The 21578-nt window shown below is 40.4% G+C and carries 12 protein-coding genes, 14 tRNA genes and 3 rRNA genes; 28 read left to right on the top strand and 1 reads right to left on the bottom strand.

Annotated elements, in window-relative coordinates; all coding sequences use genetic code 11:
- The first annotated feature begins 197 nt into the window (after positions 1 to 197).
- The 25 genes from D9780_RS13070 to D9780_RS12940 all read left to right on the top strand — a co-directional run bounded on the left by D9780_RS13070 (position 198) and on the right by D9780_RS12940 (position 15382).
- A complete protein-coding gene (locus tag D9780_RS13070; RefSeq protein WP_073011420.1) occupies positions 198 to 1064 on the top strand; it encodes a nucleotidyltransferase-like protein in 867 nt (288 codons plus the stop codon).
- 845 nt (positions 1065 to 1909) lie between these two features.
- Positions 1910 to 3474, top strand: a 16S ribosomal RNA gene (locus tag D9780_RS13060).
- A gap of 543 nt (positions 3475 to 4017) precedes the next feature.
- Positions 4018 to 6937: ribosomal RNA gene (locus D9780_RS13055) — 23S ribosomal RNA — on the top strand.
- 157 nt (positions 6938 to 7094) lie between these two features.
- A 5S ribosomal RNA gene (gene rrf, locus D9780_RS13050) occupies positions 7095 to 7210 on the top strand.
- The 16S, 23S and 5S rRNA genes sit together here with 14 tRNA genes alongside, the layout of an rRNA operon.
- Positions 7211 to 7233: 23 nt before the next feature.
- Positions 7234 to 7308, top strand: a tRNA-Asn gene (locus tag D9780_RS13045).
- A gap of 2 nt (positions 7309 to 7310) precedes the next feature.
- Positions 7311 to 7402 (top strand) — tRNA-Ser (locus D9780_RS13040).
- 24 nt (positions 7403 to 7426) lie between these two features.
- Positions 7427 to 7501: transfer RNA gene (locus tag D9780_RS13035), tRNA-Glu, on the top strand.
- 5 nt (positions 7502 to 7506) lie between these two features.
- Positions 7507 to 7582 (top strand) — tRNA-Val (locus D9780_RS13030).
- A gap of 73 nt (positions 7583 to 7655) precedes the next feature.
- Positions 7656 to 7732: transfer RNA gene (locus D9780_RS13025), tRNA-Met, on the top strand.
- 17 nt (positions 7733 to 7749) lie between these two features.
- Positions 7750 to 7826 (top strand) — tRNA-Asp (locus D9780_RS13020).
- A gap of 36 nt (positions 7827 to 7862) precedes the next feature.
- A tRNA-Phe gene (locus D9780_RS13015) sits at positions 7863 to 7938 on the top strand.
- Positions 7939 to 7956: 18 nt separating this feature from the next.
- Positions 7957 to 8041, top strand: a tRNA-Tyr gene (locus tag D9780_RS13010).
- 11 nt (positions 8042 to 8052) lie between these two features.
- Positions 8053 to 8126 (top strand) — tRNA-Trp (locus D9780_RS13005).
- 8 nt (positions 8127 to 8134) lie between these two features.
- Positions 8135 to 8207: transfer RNA gene (locus tag D9780_RS13000), tRNA-His, on the top strand.
- Positions 8208 to 8219: 12 nt separating this feature from the next.
- A tRNA-Gln gene (locus tag D9780_RS12995) sits at positions 8220 to 8294 on the top strand.
- A 4-nt stretch (positions 8295 to 8298) separates the two neighbouring features.
- Positions 8299 to 8373, top strand: a tRNA-Gly gene (locus D9780_RS12990).
- 16 nt (positions 8374 to 8389) lie between these two features.
- Positions 8390 to 8463, top strand: a tRNA-Cys gene (locus D9780_RS12985).
- 9 nt (positions 8464 to 8472) lie between these two features.
- Positions 8473 to 8557: transfer RNA gene (locus D9780_RS12980), tRNA-Leu, on the top strand.
- A 156-nt stretch (positions 8558 to 8713) separates the two neighbouring features.
- Positions 8714 to 8959, top strand: coding sequence for a hypothetical protein (locus D9780_RS12975; protein ID WP_121640387.1), 246 nt, complete (start codon positions 8714 to 8716; stop codon positions 8957 to 8959).
- A 378-nt stretch (positions 8960 to 9337) separates the two neighbouring features.
- Positions 9338 to 9511 (top strand): hypothetical protein, encoded by a 174-nt coding sequence (locus D9780_RS21440; protein ID WP_240458691.1) that lies wholly within the window; start codon positions 9338 to 9340, stop codon positions 9509 to 9511.
- Positions 9481 to 9852, top strand: coding sequence for an alpha/beta hydrolase family protein (locus D9780_RS21435; protein ID WP_240458690.1), 372 nt, complete (start codon positions 9481 to 9483; stop codon positions 9850 to 9852). Before D9780_RS21440 ends, D9780_RS21435 begins: the two co-directional genes overlap by 31 nt.
- Before the next feature lie 532 nt (positions 9853 to 10384).
- Positions 10385 to 10846: a GNAT family N-acetyltransferase gene (locus tag D9780_RS12965; RefSeq protein WP_121640386.1), complete on the top strand. Its 462-nt coding sequence runs from the start codon at positions 10385 to 10387 to the stop codon at positions 10844 to 10846.
- A 756-nt stretch (positions 10847 to 11602) separates the two neighbouring features.
- A complete protein-coding gene (locus D9780_RS12955) occupies positions 11603 to 12106 on the top strand; it encodes a nucleotidyltransferase domain-containing protein (RefSeq protein WP_121640385.1) in 504 nt (167 codons plus the stop codon).
- Positions 12107 to 12616: 510 nt separating this feature from the next.
- Entirely contained in the window at positions 12617 to 13879 is a 1263-nt protein-coding gene (gene ltrA, locus D9780_RS12950) for a group II intron reverse transcriptase/maturase (protein WP_121638889.1), read from the top strand.
- 756 nt (positions 13880 to 14635) lie between these two features.
- Positions 14636 to 15382 (top strand): MBL fold metallo-hydrolase, encoded by a 747-nt coding sequence (locus D9780_RS12940; RefSeq protein ID WP_121640383.1) that lies wholly within the window; start codon positions 14636 to 14638, stop codon positions 15380 to 15382.
- Here the strand turns inward: D9780_RS12940 and D9780_RS12935 are convergent.
- On the bottom strand, positions 15355 to 16326 hold the full coding sequence (locus D9780_RS12935) for an IS30 family transposase (protein ID WP_121639266.1): 972 nt from the start codon (positions 16324 to 16326) through the stop codon (positions 15355 to 15357). The genes D9780_RS12940 and D9780_RS12935 overlap by 28 nt on opposite strands.
- Positions 16327 to 16925: 599 nt before the next feature.
- Between D9780_RS12935 and plsY the strand changes: the two genes are divergently transcribed.
- From plsY to D9780_RS12920, 3 genes are all read left to right on the top strand, one after another.
- Complete coding sequence (gene plsY, locus D9780_RS12930; RefSeq protein WP_121640382.1) at positions 16926 to 17552, top strand: glycerol-3-phosphate 1-O-acyltransferase PlsY; 627 nt, start codon at positions 16926 to 16928, stop codon at positions 17550 to 17552.
- An 809-nt stretch (positions 17553 to 18361) separates the two neighbouring features.
- Positions 18362 to 19978, top strand: coding sequence for an amidohydrolase (locus D9780_RS12925; protein ID WP_121640381.1), 1617 nt, complete (start codon positions 18362 to 18364; stop codon positions 19976 to 19978).
- Positions 19979 to 20009: 31 nt separating this feature from the next.
- Complete coding sequence (locus D9780_RS12920) at positions 20010 to 21449, top strand: sodium:solute symporter family protein (protein ID WP_121640380.1); 1440 nt, start codon at positions 20010 to 20012, stop codon at positions 21447 to 21449.
- The last annotated feature ends 129 nt before the right edge of the window (positions 21450 to 21578 follow it).

The following is a 21578-nucleotide window of genomic DNA, read 5'->3' as shown; positions in this document are numbered from 1 at the left end:
AACCCTTTTATAATCCATTCCTAAGAAGACTACTTAAAAACAAATAAGACTAGGAAAGAATTTGACTAATAAAAGAGGGAATCGAACCTTTTACAGCGAATGTAATATAATACGACAATTTATGCAAGTAAATGTACATATAAATGACATTCTATGTCGATTTAAGTTCATATCTGTAAACAAATGGAGGAAAAGTAATGGAACAATACTTGCGATCAATTTATCAACACCATGCTAGCAATTCTGATGTATTAGGAATTTTAATATTGGAAAAAACGAAGCCTGATAGCCCAATAACGGATAATTTCGATGTCGTTTTACTTATCATTGTTCAAGAAGCTGAAAAAACTTGGAATGTGAAACACTATGAATTTGCGGATAAAACGTGTGCGCTTCATATAGTAACGGAAGAACTATTAATGGAATGGATAGATACGAGCGGTTACCGGAATGCAGTGGAGTGGATAATTTATGGTAGAATCATTTTTGACCGAAATGAATTTTTTAATAATTTAAAAGCTACGTTGCAAAGCTTTCCAGATGATAAACGAAATTTACGTAAAATCATGGAGTTTGGTAAGCTTATAAAAAGCTACAATGAAGCTAAAGAGTTATTTGAAGCGGGTGAATATATGGATACGAATAGTAAAATTTTATATTCACTTCATTATTTGGCTAGATTGGCTGTTATTGAAAAAGGGTATTATCCGGAAGTAACTGTTTGGAGCCAGGTAAAACAAATTGATATTGAAGTTTATAAACTATACGAAGAATTTATAGAAAGTAAAGAAGAACTGAAGAAGAGAGTACAGTTAATGTTAATCGCTATGGATTATGTCATTAAAGCAAGAGCAAATATGGCTGTAAAGCATTTGTTAGACATGATGCACACAAAAAACGAATGGTACTATGGTGAATTAAAAGCTTTGCCTAAGCTTCAGCCTTATTCTCTAGACTTATCAGCGATTATAACGTACCTTGTTGATAAAAATATGCTAATAACTGCTACAGAGCAAACAAAAGGCGAAGGAGTGTATCATAGAAAATATATGGTAAGTAAATAGTGGAACGATTTTTTATACTATAGTAAGTAAATCATAAAAGCTTAAAGGTTTATAGCATAAAAAAATCGGGCTTCCACGATAAAGAGTTGGAGATGAACCAATTATTTCCAATGTTTTTCAAACGGTTATTTTGGGGTAATGAGCAAGAGGTTCGTCATAATTGTGTTCAACAAGCCCCCTTCTATTTTGCTTATTTGCAATGAAATGAAGTATAAATTAAGAACATCTTTTATACGTATTAAATTTGTTGCACTAGTGATGTAAGGAAATGAACTTTTAATATAATTAAACTCTAAGACGTTTTCATATGAAAAGGCACTTCAGATTTCGAAAAGGAAAAGGTTAAAGATTACTACTCTATTTCAAAGAAAGAAAGAGAACTGCTCATTTGTATCAGAACTTCAAATTCCCATCGCAATATTTAAATTTTCATAGTATAAGAGAAAGGATTGTTTTAGCAAAAAAATATAAAAAAGGATTGACTTTAAAATTAACACATGGTACAGTTATAAGCGTCGCAAAAATTGCGTTGGAAATTAGCGGTAAAAATGTTCGAAAAAACTTATTGACATATCTTATAGAAATGTGTTAAGTTAATTAAGTCGCCATTTTGAATAAATAAGTCACAAAAAACTTTTTAAAAAAGTTGTTGACAAGGTTTTTGAAAAATGGTAAACTTAAGAAGTTGCGTCAAAAAAGACGAACTAACAAATTTGCTCTTTGAAAACTGAACAAAACAACCAGTATGTCAAGGAAAAAACAAACCCTGTTTTTTCTTAAGAAATAAACTGAGAGAAATCTCAGCAGCTAAGAATGATGAAGAACGGTGTTCATCATCACAAACTTTTATGGAGAGTTTGATCTTGGCTCAGGACGAACGCTGGCGGCGTGCCTAATACATGCAAGTCGAGCGCGGGAAGCAAGCAGATCTCCTTCGGGAGTGACGCTTGTGGAACGAGCGGCGGACGGGTGAGTAACACGTGGGCAACCTACCTGTAAGACTGGGATAACTCCGGGAAACCGGGGCTAATACCGGATGAAACAAAGCGTCGCATGACGCAATGTTAAAAGGCGGCATATGCTGTCACTTACAGATGGGCCCGCGGCGCATTAGCTAGTTGGTGAGGTAAAGGCTCACCAAGGCAACGATGCGTAGCCGACCTGAGAGGGTGATCGGCCACACTGGGACTGAGACACGGCCCAGACTCCTACGGGAGGCAGCAGTAGGGAATCTTCCGCAATGGACGAAAGTCTGACGGAGCAACGCCGCGTGAGTGATGAAGGTTTTCGGATCGTAAAACTCTGTTGTTAGGGAAGAACAAGTGCCATTCAAATAGGCTGGCACCTTGACGGTACCTAACCAGAAAGCCCCGGCTAACTACGTGCCAGCAGCCGCGGTAATACGTAGGGGGCAAGCGTTGTCCGGAATTATTGGGCGTAAAGCGCGCGCAGGCGGTCCTTTAAGTCTGATGTGAAAGCCCACGGCTTAACCGTGGAGGGCCATTGGAAACTGGAGGACTTGAGTACAGAAGAGGAGAGTGGAATTCCACGTGTAGCGGTGAAATGCGTAGAGATGTGGAGGAACACCAGTGGCGAAGGCGACTCTCTGGTCTGTAACTGACGCTGAGGTGCGAAAGCGTGGGTAGCGAACAGGATTAGATACCCTGGTAGTCCACGCCGTAAACGATGAGTGCTAGGTGTTAGGGGGTTTCCGCCCCTTAGTGCTGAAGTTAACGCATTAAGCACTCCGCCTGGGGAGTACGGCCGCAAGGCTGAAACTCAAAAGAATTGACGGGGACCCGCACAAGCGGTGGAGCATGTGGTTTAATTCGAAGCAACGCGAAGAACCTTACCAGGTCTTGACATCCTCTGACACCCCTAGAGATAGGGCATTCCCTTCGGGGACAGAGTGACAGGTGGTGCATGGTTGTCGTCAGCTCGTGTCGTGAGATGTTGGGTTAAGTCCCGCAACGAGCGCAACCCTTGATCTTAGTTGCCAGCATTTAGTTGGGCACTCTAAGGTGACTGCCGGTGACAAACCGGAGGAAGGTGGGGATGACGTCAAATCATCATGCCCCTTATGACCTGGGCTACACACGTGCTACAATGGATGGAACAAAGGGTAGCGAAGCCGCGAGGCCAAGCAAATCCCATAAAACCATTCTCAGTTCGGATTGCAGGCTGCAACTCGCCTGCATGAAGCCGGAATCGCTAGTAATCGCGGATCAGCATGCCGCGGTGAATACGTTCCCGGGTCTTGTACACACCGCCCGTCACACCACGAGAGTTGGTAACACCCGAAGTCGGTGAGGTAACCTTTTGGAGCCAGCCGCCGAAGGTGGGACCAATGATTGGGGTGAAGTCGTAACAAGGTAGCCGTATCGGAAGGTGCGGCTGGATCACCTCCTTTCTAAGGAAATATAGAAGGCGGAAGCGTTTGGTTAGCGACGTATGAACTGGACTGACCCAAAGGAGATAAAGGAAACACGATGAACGTAAGTGAATCGATTGTTGACTTATCGTACGGAGGGGAAGGAAGTTGCACTAGTCGCTGAACGCTGGAGCTAGACTATTATACGGAAGACATACTCGGTTGTTTGGTTCAGTTTTGAGAGAGTAAATGCTTGTCTCTCAAGGATGAGATAGAAGGATCTTCTGTTAAAACCCGTCACGTCCTGTGACGAACACAGAAGTCACCACATCCTGTGGAAGCTTGTACCTTGAAAACTAAATAAGAGTAACAACGACATCAAACCAAAAGCGGAAGCGAATGTTTAGCGATGTACAGACTGGACTGACTCGTAGGAGATAAAGGAAACACGATGAACGTAAGTGAATCGATGTTGACTTATCGTACGAAGAGGAAGGAAGTCATGCTAATCGCTATGAGCTGAAGCTAGAAAACCAAAAGCTGAAAAGCAATATGCTTATTCATAGATAAATTTGTAAGATTAGTTAAGTGAATAAGGGCGCACGGTGGATGCCTTGGCACTAGGAGCCGAAGAAGGACGGGACTAACACCGATATGTCCTGGGGAGTCGTAAGTAGACATCGATCCAGGAATTTCCGAATGGGGGAACCCGCTGCTCGTAATGGAGCAGTACTTCTATCTGAATTCATAGGGTAGAAGAGGCATACCCGGGGAACTGAAACATCTCAGTACCCGGAGGAAGAGAAAGCAAACGCGATTTCCCAAGTAGCGGCGAGCGAAACGGAATTAGCCCAAACCAGAAGGCTTGCCTTCTGGGGTTGTAGGACACTCCATTGGAGTTATCAAGAGATTCTTTAGATGAAGCGATCTGGAAAGGTCGGCCAAAGAAGGTAACAGCCCTGTAATCGAAAAAGAATCTCCTCCGGAGTGGATCCTGAGTACGGCGGAACACGAGGAATTCCGTCGGAATCCGGGAGGACCATCTCCCAAGGCTAAATACTCCCTAGTGACCGATAGTGAACCAGTACCGTGAGGGAAAGGTGAAAAGCACCCCGGAAGGGGAGTGAAATAGAACCTGAAACCGTGTGCCTACAAGTAGTCGAAGCCCGTTAATGGGTGACGGCGTACCTTTTGTAGAATGGACCGGCGAGTTACGATCGTATGCAAGGTTAAGTGGAAGACACGGAGCCGTAGCGAAAGCGAGTCTGAATAGGGCGAATATAGTATGCGGTCGTAGACCCGAAACCGTGTGATCTACCCATGTCCAGGGTGAAGGTCAGGTAACACTGACTGGAGGCCCGAACCCACGTATGTTGAAAAATGCGGGGATGAGGTGTGGGTAGGGGTGAAATGCCAATCGAACACGGAGATAGCTGGTTCTCTCCGAAATAGCTTTAGGGCTAGCCTCAAGGAAAGAGTACTGGAGGTAGAGCACTGATTGAACTAGGGGCCCTCATCGGGTTACCGAATTCAGTCAAACTCCGAATGCCAGCTACTTATCCTTGGGAGTCAGACTATGGGTGATAAGGTTCATAGTCGAAAGGGAAACAGCCCAGACCGCCAGCTAAGGTCCCAAAGTATACGTTAAGTGGAAAAGGATGTGGAGTTGCCCAGACAACCAGGATGTTGGCTTAGAAGCAGCCACCATTTAAAGAGTGCGTAATAGCTCACTGGTCGAGTGACTCTGCGCCGAAAATGTACCGGGGCTAAACGTATCACCGAAGCTGCGGATTGTTCTTACGAACAATGGTAGGAGAGCGTTCTAAGTGCTGTGAAGTCAGATCGTGAGGACTGGTGGAGCGCTTAGAAGTGAGAATGCCGGTATGAGTAGCGAAAAAAGAGTGAGAATCTCTTTCACCGAATGCCTAAGGTTTCCTGAGGAAGGCTCGTCCTCTCAGGGTTAGTCGGGACCTAAGCCGAGGCCGAAAGGCGTAGGCGATGGACAACAGGTAGATATTCCTGTACCACCTCATGAACGTTTGAACGATGGGGGGACGCAGTAGGATAAGGAATGCGCACCGATGGACGTGTGCGCCCAAGCAGTGAGAAAGTCGGATAGGCAAATCCGTTCGACAATTTCAAGCTGTGATGGGGAGGGAAATAGAGTACCGAAGTTCCGGATTTCACACTGCCAAGAAAAGCCTCTAGTGAGTTCATAGGTGCCCGTACCGCAAACCGACACAGGTAGGCGAGGAGAGAATCCTAAGGTGAGCGGGAGAACTCTCGTTAAGGAACTCGGCAAAATGACCCCGTAACTTCGGGAGAAGGGGTGCTCCTTTAAGGAGGAGCCGCAGTGAATAGGCCCAAGCGACTGTTTAGCAAAAACACAGGTCTCTGCGAAGCCGAAAGGCGAAGTATAGGGGCTGACACCTGCCCGGTGCTGGAAGGTTAAGGGGAAGCGTTAGCACTTCGGTGCGAAGCGTAGAACCGAAGCCCCAGTAAACGGCGGCCGTAACTATAACGGTCCTAAGGTAGCGAAATTCCTTGTCGGGTAAGTTCCGACCCGCACGAAAGGTGCAACGACTTGGGCACTGTCTCAACGAGAGACCCGGTGAAATTATACTATGCGTGAAGATGCGCATTACCCGCGACAGGACGGAAAGACCCCGTGGAGCTTTACTGTAGCCTGATATTGAATGTTGGTACAGCTTGTACAGGATAGGTGGGAGCCATCGAAGCGTGAGCGCTAGCTTACGTGGAGGCAACCGTGGGATACCACCCTGGCTGTACGAACCTTCTAACCCAGGGCCGTAATCCGGTCCGGAGACAGTGTCAGGCGGGCAGTTTGACTGGGGCGGTCGCCTCCCAAAAGGTAACGGAGGCGCCCAAAGGTTCCCTCAGAATGGTTGGAAATCATTCGTAGAGTGTAAAGGCAGAAGGGAGCTTGACTGCGAGACCTACAAGTCGAGCAGGGACGAAAGTCGGGCTTAGTGATCCGGTGGTTCCGCATGGAAGGGCCATCGCTCAACGGATAAAAGCTACCCCGGGGATAACAGGCTTATCTCCCCCAAGAGTTCACATCGACGGGGAGGTTTGGCACCTCGATGTCGGCTCATCGCATCCTGGGGCTGTAGTCGGTCCCAAGGGTTGGGCTGTTCGCCCATTAAAGCGGTACGCGAGCTGGGTTCAGAACGTCGTGAGACAGTTCGGTCCCTATCCGTCGTGGGCGCAGGAGGTTTGAGAGGAGCTGTCCTTAGTACGAGAGGACCGGGATGGACACACCGCTGGTGTACCAGTTGTTCCGCCAGGAGCATAGCTGGGTAGCTACGTGTGGCAGGGATAAGTGCTGAAAGCATCTAAGCATGAAGCCCCCCTCAAGATGAGACTTCCCATCACTATAAGTGAGTAAGATCCCTCAGAGATGATGAGGTTGATAGGTTCGAGGTGGAAGCGTGGTGACACGTGGAGCTGACGAATACTAATCGATCGAGGACTTAACTAACCTTTTTGGTAGATGTACGTTGAATGATCTCTTATTTAGTTTTCAAGGTAACAAGGAAAAAATGACTTTTTTCAACAAAGATCTTGATTTTTTCACAAAAACGATTATAATAAGATTTGTGCCTCTTTGAAGCACAACATAACAGATAGCAACTTTGCCTGGTAGTAATGGCGGAGAGGTCACACCTGTTCCCATGCCGAACACAGTAGTTAAGCTCTCCAGCGCCGATGGTAGTTGGGACTTTGTCCCTGCAAGAGTAGGACGCCGCCAGGCATAGTCATTCTAATTGGTATTATTCCACAGTAGCTCAGTGGTAGAGCAATCGGCTGTTAACCGATCGGTCGTAGGTTCGAATCCTACCTGTGGAGCCAATGGAGAGCTGTCCGAGTGGCCGAAGGAGCACGATTGGAAATCGTGTAGGCCGTTACCGCGGCCTCGAGGGTTCGAATCCCTCGCTCTCCGCCACTATAAACTGTCACATACATAATTGGCCCGTTGGTCAAGTGGTTAAGACACCGCCCTTTCACGGCGGTAACACGGGTTCGAATCCCGTACGGGTCACCATTTGAGGAGGATTAGCTCAGCTGGGAGAGCACTTGCCTTACAAGCAAGGGGTCGCAGGTTCGAGCCCTGCATCCTCCACCAGTTCGAAAATGCTTGAAACTTTAATTTAGTTTTAGTAAACTGTTTTATAGGCTCTTGAAAATATCATTCATATCGCGGGGTGGAGCAGTCTGGTAGCTCGTTGGGCTCATAACCCAAAGGTCACAGGTTCAAATCCTGTCCCCGCAACCAATATTTGTTAGTTTTTTGGTCCGGTAGTTCAGTTGGTTAGAATGCCTGCCTGTCACGCAGGAGGTCGCGGGTTCGAGTCCCGTCCGGACCGCCACTTTAAACTAGTTTTGCTTTCATACATAAAACAAATGGCTCGATAGCTCAGTCGGTAGAGCAAGGGACTGAAAATCCCTGTGTCGGCGGTTCGATTCCGTCTCGAGCCACCATTTTTGTTTCCATATCGTGGAGGGGTAGCGAAGTGGCTAAACGCGGCGGACTGTAAATCCGCTCCCTCAGGGTTCGGGAGTTCGAATCTCTCCCCCTCCACCATTTTCATATTTAGGGGTATAGTTTAATGGTAAAACGAAGGTCTCCAAAACCTTTGATGTGGGTTCGATTCCTACTACCCCTGCCAATCATATGGCGGCCGTGGCGAAGTGGTTAACGCACCGGATTGTGGCTCCGGCACACGTGGGTTCGATCCCCACCGGTCGCCCTTTTTGTATATTGGGCCATAGCCAAGCGGTAAGGCATCGGGTTTTGATCCCGTGTACCCCAGGTTCGAATCCTGGTGGCCCAGCCATGAAGCGGAAGTAGTTCAGTGGTAGAACACCACCTTGCCAAGGTGGGGGTCGCGGGTTCGAATCCCGTCTTCCGCTCCAATTTTGTTTTTAGGATGGCGGTATAGCCAAGTGGTAAGGCAGAGGTCTGCAAAACCTTTATCACCGGTTCAAATCCGGTTACCGCCTCCAATATACTATGCCGGTGTGGCGGAATTGGCAGACGCGCGGGACTCAAAATCCCGTTCCCTTTTTGGGAGTGTCGGTTCGACCCCGACCACCGGTATCATTAAGATCGATATGACGACATTCTTACGGAATTTATTCGTAGGGATGTCGTTTTTTTGCGTTGTATATAACATAGTACGTGCGATATCCAGTCCCGCGCGTACGGACGAACAGACGCTTTCCTTTAAACTAACCAGAGGAGAGCGCTTTTTTAATGGGATATATTAGGCGAAGAAATGAGTTGCCGTATGAAATAGATATGGCGACAGAACTGGTAGAATTTGAAACATGGTCTTTTGATGATGCCTTGGAACGATTTATGGCAGACGCAAAACAGCGAGGATTAAGATCGGATACTATTCGATATTATAAAGATAAAACTGCGATATTTCGCCGATGGCTTGGAGAGGAAAAATCGGATTTTATTAGCGGAGTCCTGCGCGCTGATATTGATAGATAAGTAGAAAAAAACTCGACAATTGAGTAACGGTTCTATAAATACGCACATACGAGGTTTTGATAATACATTAAAGAATCATTGATTATTTATTGAAAAGATTAATATACTCGATATTTAGGCAATATCTTTACATTGAAAACTCAATGGTTATTCATTTCCGGGTAAATAATTCTATATCAGCCATAATCTATTTTTATCATGTAACAAAAATAGGTTATGGCTTTAAATATAAGTTAGTTATTTAGAATAAAGTTTATTGCAATAATTACGAATTATTCTGATATAATAAGGTTGATAAGAGTATTATGAAACAATTCAACAATCGGGCCATTTAATGGAATAACCATCTGTGAAAATGGGGATTTTGGGGGATTACTTATGACGAAAATAATTTTGGAAACAAGTGTAGCAAATGAAGTTCCAAATTTAAGTGTTTTTCAAGAGAACTTATATAATTGTCCGTTAGTATTTTTTGTTCATGGTTATGGGGCAGATCGTGAACAAGCTATTGATTTTGGGTATTGCTTGCAAAAAAAGGCTTTTATTACGTAAGCATAGATTGTAAAGGACACGGTGCAAGAAAGCAGGAAAATGAATACAAAAAATTCTTTAATGTTTTCCCACCAGATACTGGATTAGATACGTATGTCCATATGCATGAAGTTATTGAACAATCGGCAATTGATATAGAGAACTTAATTGAATATTTTAAGGATAAAGATAGAATTGATACAAGTAAAATTGGTATATCAGGTTTTTCAATGGGAGGCTATGCCTCATTTTATATATCGGCAAATAATCCTGATATAAAGGTTGCTATTCCCATAGCGGGTAAGCCATCATTCACAAAAGCATGGCTCGATACCATTACCTCAACTGCCACCTATGAATAATGGAGTACACAGATTCAAGATGAGGTGAAAGAAGTCGAAAAAAGAACTGAATACTTTCAAATGATAGACCCCTTTGACAAGTTGAGTGGTTTTTTTCCAAAACCATTTTTTTATTAATGGCGACCAAGATATTGATTCGCCGTACTTTTAATCGTTAGAACTATACAAGAAGTTATCACCGCTGTATTCTGAACATCCCGATAAACTTAAACTTAGTATGCCTTTTGTTAATCATCAGTTTACTTACAGTATGAAGCTCGGGGCGTGCGACTGGTTTGAAAAACATCTCAAATAATAAATAATTAGGGGCTGTGAGAACATAGGTGTTTACTGCCATCGGGCGCTATTCACTAACAAGGTATGTAGCCAAATAGCGTATAAAGGCCATATTCTTGCATAAGGGTTATCAGCACCGAGCAGGATTATTATTGTATAAAAATATCGAGTTACTTGTATAAAAAGCCACTTTAAAATCGGAAATGCGAGAACGTCGTACTAAAGGTTGGTAAATCTATATGACGAGGAGGAAAATATGATGATAATTGAAAGAGTTACATCGCTCGAACAGTCTAAGTTAGATTTACTAATAGAAGATAGTTTATCTGAAGGTTATAAATTTATAAAGAGATTAGTTGATGAATATACATTAGGGAGCAACAAATTTGATAATAATGGAGAGGCACTTTATGTTGCAATAATTAATGACGAGGTTATTGGAATTGGGGGTCTTAATATTGACCCCTATCTTAATCTTTCCGATGTAGGAAGAGTAAGGCATCTTTATGTTTTGCGTAAAAACAGAGGTATTGGTGTAGGAAAGAAACTTCTAAATACAATAATTGATAAAGCAAGGGATAGTTTTCGGACAATAAGGTTACTATCTACTGATAATCCAGCTGCAGTTAATTTATATATAGAATGTGGATTCTCAAAAGTAGAAGGAATTCATAAAGCTAGTCATATATTGGAAATATCAAAAGCTGATAATGAATGATTGGTGTTAAACAATACGAACGGGCGCGCTTATGGAACAAGGAACTACGTCCAGTACTGTAGAATAGGGTTAGATAGTGGAGTAAAAGCTCAATCTGAAAAGAGTGTAATTTAGATCAAGGGTGATAGAAATTGTTGAATTTAGAAAAAGTGACTAAAGATAAAGAAAGCATTTTACATAACCTCATGCAATTCTATATATATATGAATTTAGTAAGTTTGTCCCTGAAATTAGATTAGAACAAGACGGCACGTTTAATCAATTTAATTTAAATAGGTATTGGGAAAACCCCAATTTCCACGCTTTTTTTTATTAAGTTAGAGAATGAATACATTGGCTTTGCTCTTGTAGAAAGTGAATCAAAATCCTTTCCTAATACTTTTCATGAGTTCTTTATCATTGCAACATATAGCGGGAAAGGTTATGGAAAAACGTAGCAACAGAACTTATGCTTATGTTTCGAGGTAATTGGATTATCACTCAAATTGAAGCAAATTATCCCGCTCAGGCATTTTGAGAAAACTTGTTTATAGGTTGACTAACGGGGATGTAACTGAACGATATGATAAAGAGAGAAGGTCCATCCAAGAATTTCACACATCCTCAATAGCAGATGCTGAATAATTTTGTTAGTACATTCTACACAGTATATCTACCGCAATAGACATTTCAGGAATAACATTAATATAGATTAGTCTTCATAAATTTTTTGTCTCTAAGCTTGAGGAATATAATTTCTAATCAGGGGGTATTTATATGCCATTTGAACAATGTAAGTACATAAAAACTGTAATGTCAAACTTCAACAAAGATTGGTTCTTTGCAGGTGGTTGGGCAATAGATATTTTTCTTGGAAAAGAAACTAGAGATCACCATGATATTGAGATTGGTATATTTAGAGAAGATCAAACTGAATTAAAGCAAGTTTTTGATAACTGGGAATTAAAAAAAGTTGTAAAAGGAGAATTTATATCTTGGAATAACGAGTTTTTAGAATTACCTGTTCATGAAATACATGCCATAAATAATATGAATAAGCAGAAATTAGAAATTCTCTTAAACGAGTCTGACGCTGATAATTGGAGGTTTAGAAGGGATTTAAGAATTTCCTATCCTCTACAATCAGCTATAAAGTATTCTAAAGGAGGCTTACCTTATTTGGAACCAGGGATAGTTTTATTATATAAGGTGAGAAACACAAGAGAAAAAGACCATAAGGATTTTTTATCTGTGTGTGCCAGGCATGCACACATTCTCTAGGGTTCGAGTCCCGAACCACGAAGGCAGTAGTAGTGGTTAGCCTAAGACAAGGGTGTCTGGGGTGACCCAGAATCTGAAGGAAGTCGGCGGCAAATCTCCGCCCTTAGGAACACGAACTTCATAGAAGGCTAGGTGTACTTGGATGAGACTGCACAACAAGTCAAAGTCCTTACTGCCAAAGGGTACACAGAGTAAATGAAGTGGGGATATGGAGAGGAAGAATGTGTGCTTACCCCGGGAGATCTGACAGAAAAGCGGTGCACACGCCGTAACCGAACATGTAAGTGTTCGCTGAACTGTCAGAAGTCAGCCGAAGCCGTAGTACTAGATATTTCTAGGAAGGGCTGAATCATTGAAGAAGAATGGTCGCTTCGGAGTACGCAATACTTGATGAAGCAGAAACAAGAAAACCTTCCTAGTGAAGGAAGCGGTGAATCCCGTGGGGGACACTAGAAGGGCTGAGAGAAATTGCCACACAAGAAGAAAGAGCCATTCACGTAGGAGTTAGATATCATGTTGGAAAGCATTCTATCACGAGAAAACTTAATATGTGCACTGAAACGTGTCGAACGTAACAAAGGAAGCCACGGTGTGGATGAAATGCCCGTACAAAACCTACGAGCGCATCTCATGGAACACTGGGCTTCCGTTCGAGAACAACTCGAATCAGGTACCTACTATCCTCAACCCGTTCGCCGTGTCGAAATCCCGAAACCAAACGGCGGAGTGAGGAAGCTAGGAATTCCTACCGTGCTAGACCGTTTCATCCAACAAGCAATCGCACAAGTTCTAACAACCATCTATGACGCAACATTTTCTGAACATAGTTATGGTTTTCGCCCAAACAGACGAGGACATGACGCGGTTAGGAAAGCGAGAAGCTATATGAAAGATGGCTATCGCTGGGTTATAGACATGGATTTAGAGAAATTCTTTGATAAAGTACATCACGACCGATTAATGAGGAAACTGAGCCAAAAGGTCAAAGATCCGAGAGTACTTAAACTTATACGTAGGTATCTCCAAGCTGGCATTATGGAGGACGGAATCGTTCAACCAAACACAGAAGGAGCCCCTCAAGGCGGACCATTAAGTCCGTTGCTATCCAACATCGTTTTAGATGAGCTAGATAAAGAATTAGAGCGAAGGGGGCTCCATTTCGTCCGTTATGCGGACGACTGTAACATATATGTTCAATCGAGGAGAGCGGGATCGCGAGTGATGAAAAGTATCACTACATTTATCGAAGGAAAACTCAAATTAAAAGTAAATGAACAGAAAAGTGCAGTAGACCGCCCATGGAAGCGTAAATTCCTAGGATTTTCTTTCACATTCCATAAAGAGAACCCAAAGATTCGGGTTTCTAAAGAAAGTATCAAACGCTTTAAACAGCGTGTCAGAGAACTAACCTCAAGAAAGAAGTCTATGAATATGCAGGATAGAATCGCAAAGCTAAATCGATACTTAGTAGGTTGGCTAGGCTACTATCAGCTAGCAGAGACGCCCTCTATATTTGAAGTTTTGGATAGCTGGATTCGAAGAAGGATGCGAATGATACGCTGGAAAGAATGGAAGAAAGTCAAAACAAAATACAAGAATTTAATAAAACTTGGAATTAGTAAAGGAAAAGCATGGGAGTGGGCAAACACGAGAAAGGCTTATTGGCGTATAGCTAAAAGTCCGATCTTACATAGAGCATTAGGTGATCGATACTGGTCAAACCTAGGCTTAAAGAGTCTACATAAACGATATCAAACGATGCGTTGGACTTAAATGAAACCGCCGTATACGGAACCGTACGTACGGTGGTGTGAGAGGTCGGGGGTTAGTCGCCCCCTCCTACTCGATTAAGGATAATCTTAAATTTGAGCAGCAGAACTGGCTTAGACAAGCTATAAAAATTCATGAACCAAAGCATGAGTGGCTTGAATTATTAGGTTAGATATTTACTCCATAAATGGGCGTAGTTGTAGAGTAACAGCTGCGCTTCAATAGGCAGTTAATGGAATAAGAAGATCAAGTAAACTAGGGAATTAATGTAAATATATACACTAGCACTGCATGAAAATAAATCTCGAACATCCATTTTTAGAATATTATATACATTAAATCATTGGATCGTATGTTAGGTCATCTAAGTGCAAAGCATCTCCTAATTCGTATTGGGCTAAGGTTTCTTCAAAAATTTGTCTATGTTTTTGCCGCCTTCGCCCGCTGGATGAACGTTCAGGTTCCTTAAAGATTTCCAAAACAAACATAGACATCTTATTGTCGTAACAGTCGCGAATCCAATCCAGCATTTCCAATAAAGTGCCTTTAAAGCCTAATTTGTGCTTGATTAACAGCGTAATGCAAAAAGTAATCATTGCTAGATAGAGGAAAAGATTTTCATATCCTTCTAGAAAAAATCGATGAATTATTGGTAGGAAAATATTACTCGAAAGTAAGCTTAACAGAATTGAAAAATATTCTTGATACATTAAATAAGATTATAGAAACTAATAAAAACAAAGGGAGAGAGATAAAGTAATGACAAATAACCTAAAACAACTAACCGATCGTATTTACTATTTACCTCACGACCCTAAAACAGATCGACCAATATTATCTGCTATATGTGGAACTCAGCAGACTTTAATTGTAGATACTGGAAACTCTGATGAACATGCTAAATTATTTCTTAATGAGATAGAACAACAGCAGGTAAATAATTTTCATTCTGTTATGTTAACACATTGGCATTGGGATCATAGCTTTGGAGCAAATAAAATGAATATGTTAACTATCGCACATGAAAAAACAAAAAAGCATCTTGAAAAAATTATGGATTATGAATGGTCAGATGACGCTTTAAATAATCGTGTAGAAAAAGGCTTAGAGAGTCAGTTTTGTTCAGAAATGATAAAAAAAGAATTTGATGATAACCGAAATATCAATATTACCTTACCTAATATTACTTTTAAAGAAAAGTTTGAGGTGCATTTAGGTGATACCCGGTGTATAGTTAAACATGTAGGTGGCGATCACTCTGATGATTCTTCAATTATTTTTGTTGAGGAAGAAAAGGTTCTTTTCTTAGGGGATTGTTTATATCCGAGTGTATATACGAAACAACCACAATATAAGGTTGATAATGTTAGAAATGTGATAGAAAAAATTGAAATGTTTGATGCAGAAATTTATGTACTTTCACATCAAACTCCATTAACTAAAGATGAATTTATGGGGTATATAAATCTTTTGATTTGTCAAATTAAGCGAGACAACATGTTTTGATCAAATTCTTTATCGACATGGGACATGAAACACTCCATCGGTGTTTTGTAACCTAATGATTTTCTTGGAATATTGTTTCTTCTAAGTGCTACTTCAGAAATATACGTTTGGGTTATGGGGTTGAAATCCATATCCTTTGGTAGCCCATTTCTTCGAAGCAGACCGTTGGAATGTTCATTCAATCCTCTTTGTGAAGGGGTTCCAGGATCTGCAAAATAAATATCAATATCTTGCTTATTACTGATAGATTTCCAATTAGAAAACTCTTTACCACAGTCGAAAATAATCGATTTAAACAAGTGTTTCGGCAGTGGAGCGAGCCAGTCATTAAGCGATGATTCAACATTAGCAGCTCTTCTTCCCTCTGGCTTAATGGCAATGATACATTTTGTTAATCGCTCAACCAATGTGATGACAGCACTTTTATGGTGGCGACCAACAATCGTGTCTCCTTCTAGGTGACCAAATTCTTTCTTGTAGTTCGGATGGTCATTGTCTCGGTCTTGAATGCCGCGTCTAAAGCTTTGTTTCCCTCTTTTTTCTTTATAGCCATTTGGATTGCGTTTGCCTTGCATAGGTAAAGTATTTACATCAAATTCGCCTTTTTTAAACTTACGGTAAAGCGTACGCATGCTACAGGAAATAGGTCTTTCATTCCGACCGATGATGACATCAGGCGTCCAACCGTCACGGGCTTTTTCTTCAATGTAGGCTCTTTCTTCATCTGTTAACTGCGTTCTTTTTCGACCACATTTAGCTTTGTTCGCTTGATAGTTCAAATGAATGTCTATCGCAGTTAGACCGTTTTTCAATTCGCGAATCACACGATATATAGTTTCATGACCACGCTTTAATTTTTCAGCAATTTTTCGACCTGATAGACCAAATTCAAGATATTCCTCTATGAATATGATCTCTGTTTTGGTAAGATGGGTATAGGACATGTCAGATACACTCTCCTTAACTTTGGTAGGTTTTGATTGAGTATATCATGGCATGTCTTTTTTGTATTGCATCTCTTTGAAGTCACAATATCACACTAACCACAGCTTTAGCTGCCTGCCCTTGACCGCCGTGCCCATTCTTAGTAATCGCTGGAAGGGGTCGGGGCCCCACCAGCGGAGCTTAGAATGGATTGTCCGTGGTACGCTATTCATGCGGATGTTGCCTTAAGGCATTTTTTCAACCATCCGTCGTTTACATCTCACCACGGACACAAACAAGGTCAAGGGTGGTGGTAGGGTGACCTTCACTTAAAGCCCTAATCTGATGAGAATATTTTATGTGTCTCGCTTAATTTTACAATCTAGGTCTTTTAAAGTTAATTTGTGATTTAACAGAAAAATATCAAAGAAACCGCCTGAATTTGGTCAATGAGCTATCTGCTCAATTAAATCGTAAATTAAGTCAGTTAGAAGAGGAAATTGTTTATTGTTTCATTAATGGTATATAAGTTGTATAAAACAGTGAATTTTTCCAATATAAAATGGTCAATTTTTGTATGACTTATATTTGAAATTCTAAAATTAATAAGGAGGAAGTAATGACTAATATCATACTGCTATTTTCTTCTTTAGCCTCTGGTTATTTTTTAGGTAGCCTTAACTCTGCTGTCATTGTTGGAAAATTATATGGGAAAGATATAAGGAGTTGTGGAAGTAGAAGCGCGGGGCTAACCAATACGTTGAGGGTATTAGGTAAAACCGCTGCGGTATTTGTTCTTGTCGGAGATGTATTAAAAGGGATAATTGCTTGTTTTATAGGTCTAATTTTCTTTGAAGTTTACTTCTATACGGGAGATGCTCAAGATAGTTTAAGCCTTTTAGTCGCAGGTTTAGGAGCAGTTATTGGGCATAACTGGCCTTTATTTTTTAAATTTAGAGGGGGGAAGGGAGCATTAACAGCAGTGTCTGTGCTGTTTATGGTTAATTGGATTCTGGCTCTTTTATGCATTGCTTTTTTTATATTAATTGTAGCTATGACACGGTATGTATCTTTAGGAACAATTAGTGCTACTGGACTTATTCCAGTTGTCTCATTTATTTCTGTTTTTGGACATACCTTTTATTTTAATATATTTGCTTGTTTAATGGCTGCCATTATTATTATTAAACACAGAGAAAATATACAAAGGTTACTTTCAGGCACAGAAAATAAACTTATATTTTGATTTTAATGGTAGTGGATTTACCATTAAGGTTATAGTTTTGGGGGAGTGCTATTGGGAGTTGAAATACATGTAACGTAACGAAATGTGCATGCTTTTCGAGAAAGAACTTCGCAACCTTTAAAGATTCTATTGGAATTGTTTTATAAGTTGATAAAATTTTAAACATAGATATTACGTTTTGGTGGGCTAAAATAAAGGCGTACTGCTGGTGGTATCCCATTAAGTGATAAAAGTAGGGATAATGTAAATACTTAAATGATACAGAAATAGGTTGACTAAAGAAAGAATATTTGTTAAATTATAAATAATTAAACATTTAAGAGCTGCTTAATCTAATAGACTCTATTCCAGAAATAGAGCATTCCTTAGATAAAACCAGTAATAAAAATGGAGGTATATTATTTTATACTCCTTTTTATTACTGGTTTTAATTTTTATTAGAGAAGGTAGCGATTCCATAAGTAAGATTTTAATTATAAGAGGTAAAAGTTTTTCAAAATAAAACATTTCATTTTCTTAATCAGCAGTAAATCAGCTTTTCTCCTTGTTGGTAAATACATACAAAGTAAGCAGAATCGCGTAGAATATGATTTACGAAAATCTATGTATTATCGTGGTACATCACCATCTAACAACGATACAACAGACTTATTGGAAACTTACTTGTCCTTGGCAGTTAAGATGTTATTGAGCTTATTCAAATTATTAACAAACGTTTTCTTCAGATCAAATGTGCCATCCACGGGCGCTAAATGATTGCACGTAACGCCTATAGTTTTAGTATATATTAAACGAAAGGAAGAAATAAAGTGAGATATTATTTGGAAGCGGATACAATTATTATGAATGCGAGAGTTTTTACCATGGATGACCTGCAACCGAGAGCTGAGGCAATAGCAATTAAAGATGGAAACATTGCATACGTTGGATCTGAGGAAGAGGCTTTTTCTTGGAAAGGTGAGAATACTCAAATTGTAGATGTGAATGGAAAAACGGTATTACCAGGATTTATTGAAAGTCATACACATCCGGTTGAATACGGATTAAATTTACTTAAATTAGACTGTCGCCCTAACGAAACTCCATCCATAGGAGCTATCCTAAAAAAAGTTAAAGAAAAAGCGGATCGATTGCCAGAAGGTGAATGGATTAGAGGATGGGGGTGGGATGACAGTAGAATGAAAGAAAAGCGAAATCCAACACGATGGGATTTAGATAAAGTTGCTCCAAACCATCCGGTTATTTTAGAGAGAACCTGTAAACATATGGCTGTATGTAATTCAAAAGCGCTAGAAATTAGTGGTGTTTCTGAAAATACTTCAAGTCCTGATGGTGGGCATATAGAACGTGAAAAAGATACTGGGAAATTAACAGGCCTGGTTCAAGAAAAAGCTCAAGGAATGATAGCTGTCCCTCAATACAAAGTGAAAGATATCATAAAAGGAATGAAATTAGCGCAAAAAGATTTTGCTAAATGGGGAATAACAACCGCCCATGAAATGGGTACACAGGCTAACTACTTTAGGGCTTATCAGGAAATGGATATGAATAAAGACTTACAAGTAAGAATTAGGCCATGGTTTTGGGCGATCGATCAAAATGGATTTCAAGGTTATTTTGATGAAGTTTTAGCCTTGGGTATTCAAAGTCGTTTGGGTGACGATATGATAAAAGTTCAAGGCATGAAGTTCATGCTTGATGGTAGTGTAGGGGGGAAAACGGCAGCAGTAGAAATGCCCTATGAAAATGAAGAGAACCGCGGTATCCTGTATGATAATGCAGATCACTTTTCCCCTTTTGTGAAACAAGCCTTAGAAGCTGGATTAAGAGTGGCGATACATGGAATTGGAGAAAGAGCAATAGAAGTAGCTATTACTGCGTTTGAACGAGCAAGTACATCTGTTGATATCAAGAAAATGAGAAATCGTATTGAACATTGTGGTCTTCCAACTCATGATCATTTAAGGAGGATGAAGAATCTTGAATTAATAGCTGCTTCCTCCATAGGTTTTGTTTATTATTTGGGTGATAGTTATTTGAAAAACCTTGGAGAAGAAAGAGTAAAACGGGTTTATCCTCATCGTTACTTTAAGGAGTATAACATTGTTGCACCAGGAAATTCAGACTTGCCTGTTACTGGTGGCAATCCATGGACGGGGATTTATGCAGCGGTAAACAGAAAAACAATATCTGGTCAAGTACTTGATGAAACGCAAAACATTACTATACACGATGCGATTAAAGCATACACAGCCGATGCAGCATATAGTTCAGGGGAAGAACATTTAATTGGTGTAATTAGACCTTCCGCAAAAGCAGATATTATTGTTGTTTCTGAGAATCCGTACGAAATAGATGTAGAGAACCTAATAGATATCAATGTGGAATATACGTTTTTAAATGGAAAATTAATCTACAATCAATAAAAAAATAAACTATAGAAGGGTAGGACCATGAATGTTCCCGGAAGAACAAAAAATGGTATTAGGTTCCATAGTGATTCTTTATTTCTTCTTTTTATTCGCCCTTTCTGTTTACATTAATAAAAGTTCGATTAAAACATATGATGATTACAATTTGGCAAGCAGAAATGTATCATTATTTCCTATTATCCTAACTTTTGTTGGGACTGCTGTTGGGGGATCGACATTACTCGGTTTTATGGAAAATGGATATGTTTTAGGGATGGGACAGCAATGGTTGAACATTAGCTTATTAGTAGTGGGAATACTTATGGCCTTCTTTCTAGTAAAAAAGATTAGAAAGATAGGAAGTAAACATAGAATGGTTACCATTGGTGACTTTACAGCACTTCGATACGGTGAATCCGCACGTATTCCTACTGTTATAAGTATATTGATTGCCTATTGCGCAATTACAGGTATGCAATTTACTGCTATTGCCACTATATTAAATTTGACGATTGGCCTTAGCATGACCACAGGGGTTTTAATTAGTTGGGTTCTATTAACCATCAAGACATATTACGGGGGATTAAAATCTGTTATATGGCAGGATGCTGTTCATGGGACTATACAGACAGTTGGTGTATTCTTACTATTCTTTGCCACTTTAATTGTTGCAGGAGATTTTAGTACTATTTCACAAAATGCTCAGGCAATAAACGAAGGAAGCCACTTAAATGTTTTTGGAATACCGACAACAGAAGTTTTAATATATACTGTTACAATTGGAGGTTATCAGTTTGTTCGGCAAGATTTATGGCAAAGGTATTGGGCAGCCAGTAGTGATAGAGTAGCTCTTCGTGGATACTGGGCTTCCATCATCCTTGGTTGTTTAATTGGAGCATTTGTAATTGCTATTGGAGTCTTGGGAAAATATGGTTTACAACTTAATATGGAAAATTCAGCGTTAATTTATTATGAAGTTATTACAAACGTTTTTCATTTCCCAATAATTATAATCATGATTACCGCGTTAATGGCAACCGTTATTTCAACTGCTGATTCCTTTTTTATGGCAAGTTCTTCTTCCGTTATCAATGATTTAATTAAACCTAGAATGAAGAATAGGGATGATACAAAGTTATTGAAATACAGTCGCTTATCCGTAATTTTAGTTTCAGTCTTTGCATTATTGCTTTCCTTGTATATTCCACAATTAGTAAATCTATGGGTAACTGGTACAGCCATGTTGGTATCGGGCTTATTGGCACCTGTTGTTTTTGGGCTATTTTGGAAAGGTGCAACTAAACAAGCAGGTATTTCATCCATGTGGTTAGGGCTCGTTGTTGCGGTTACATGGCAAATTTCAGGTCATTCTTTTGGAGTACATCCGGTATTTCTCGGATTGCCTATTTCTATTCTAACGTTGCTTATTGTTTCATTCCTGACAAAGGACAAGGAGCAAGATAACTCTATAGATATAGCAAATTAATTATTATTAGGAGGCGGTGACCACTTTGGTTTTGAAAATAACGAAAGATAGTAATACGAATTAGCTTATTTCATTTCACTTAGCTAAGAGGCAGAAAATAATATAAAAACACTTTTTGTATATGTCGCT

The organism is Virgibacillus sp. Bac330, assembly GCF_003667845.1.
GTDB classification, from domain to species: domain Bacteria; phylum Bacillota; class Bacilli; order Bacillales; family Amphibacillaceae; genus Virgibacillus; species Virgibacillus chiguensis.
Note: the sequence above shows the minus strand (reverse complement) of the source record. Positions and strands in the feature narration are given on the sequence as shown.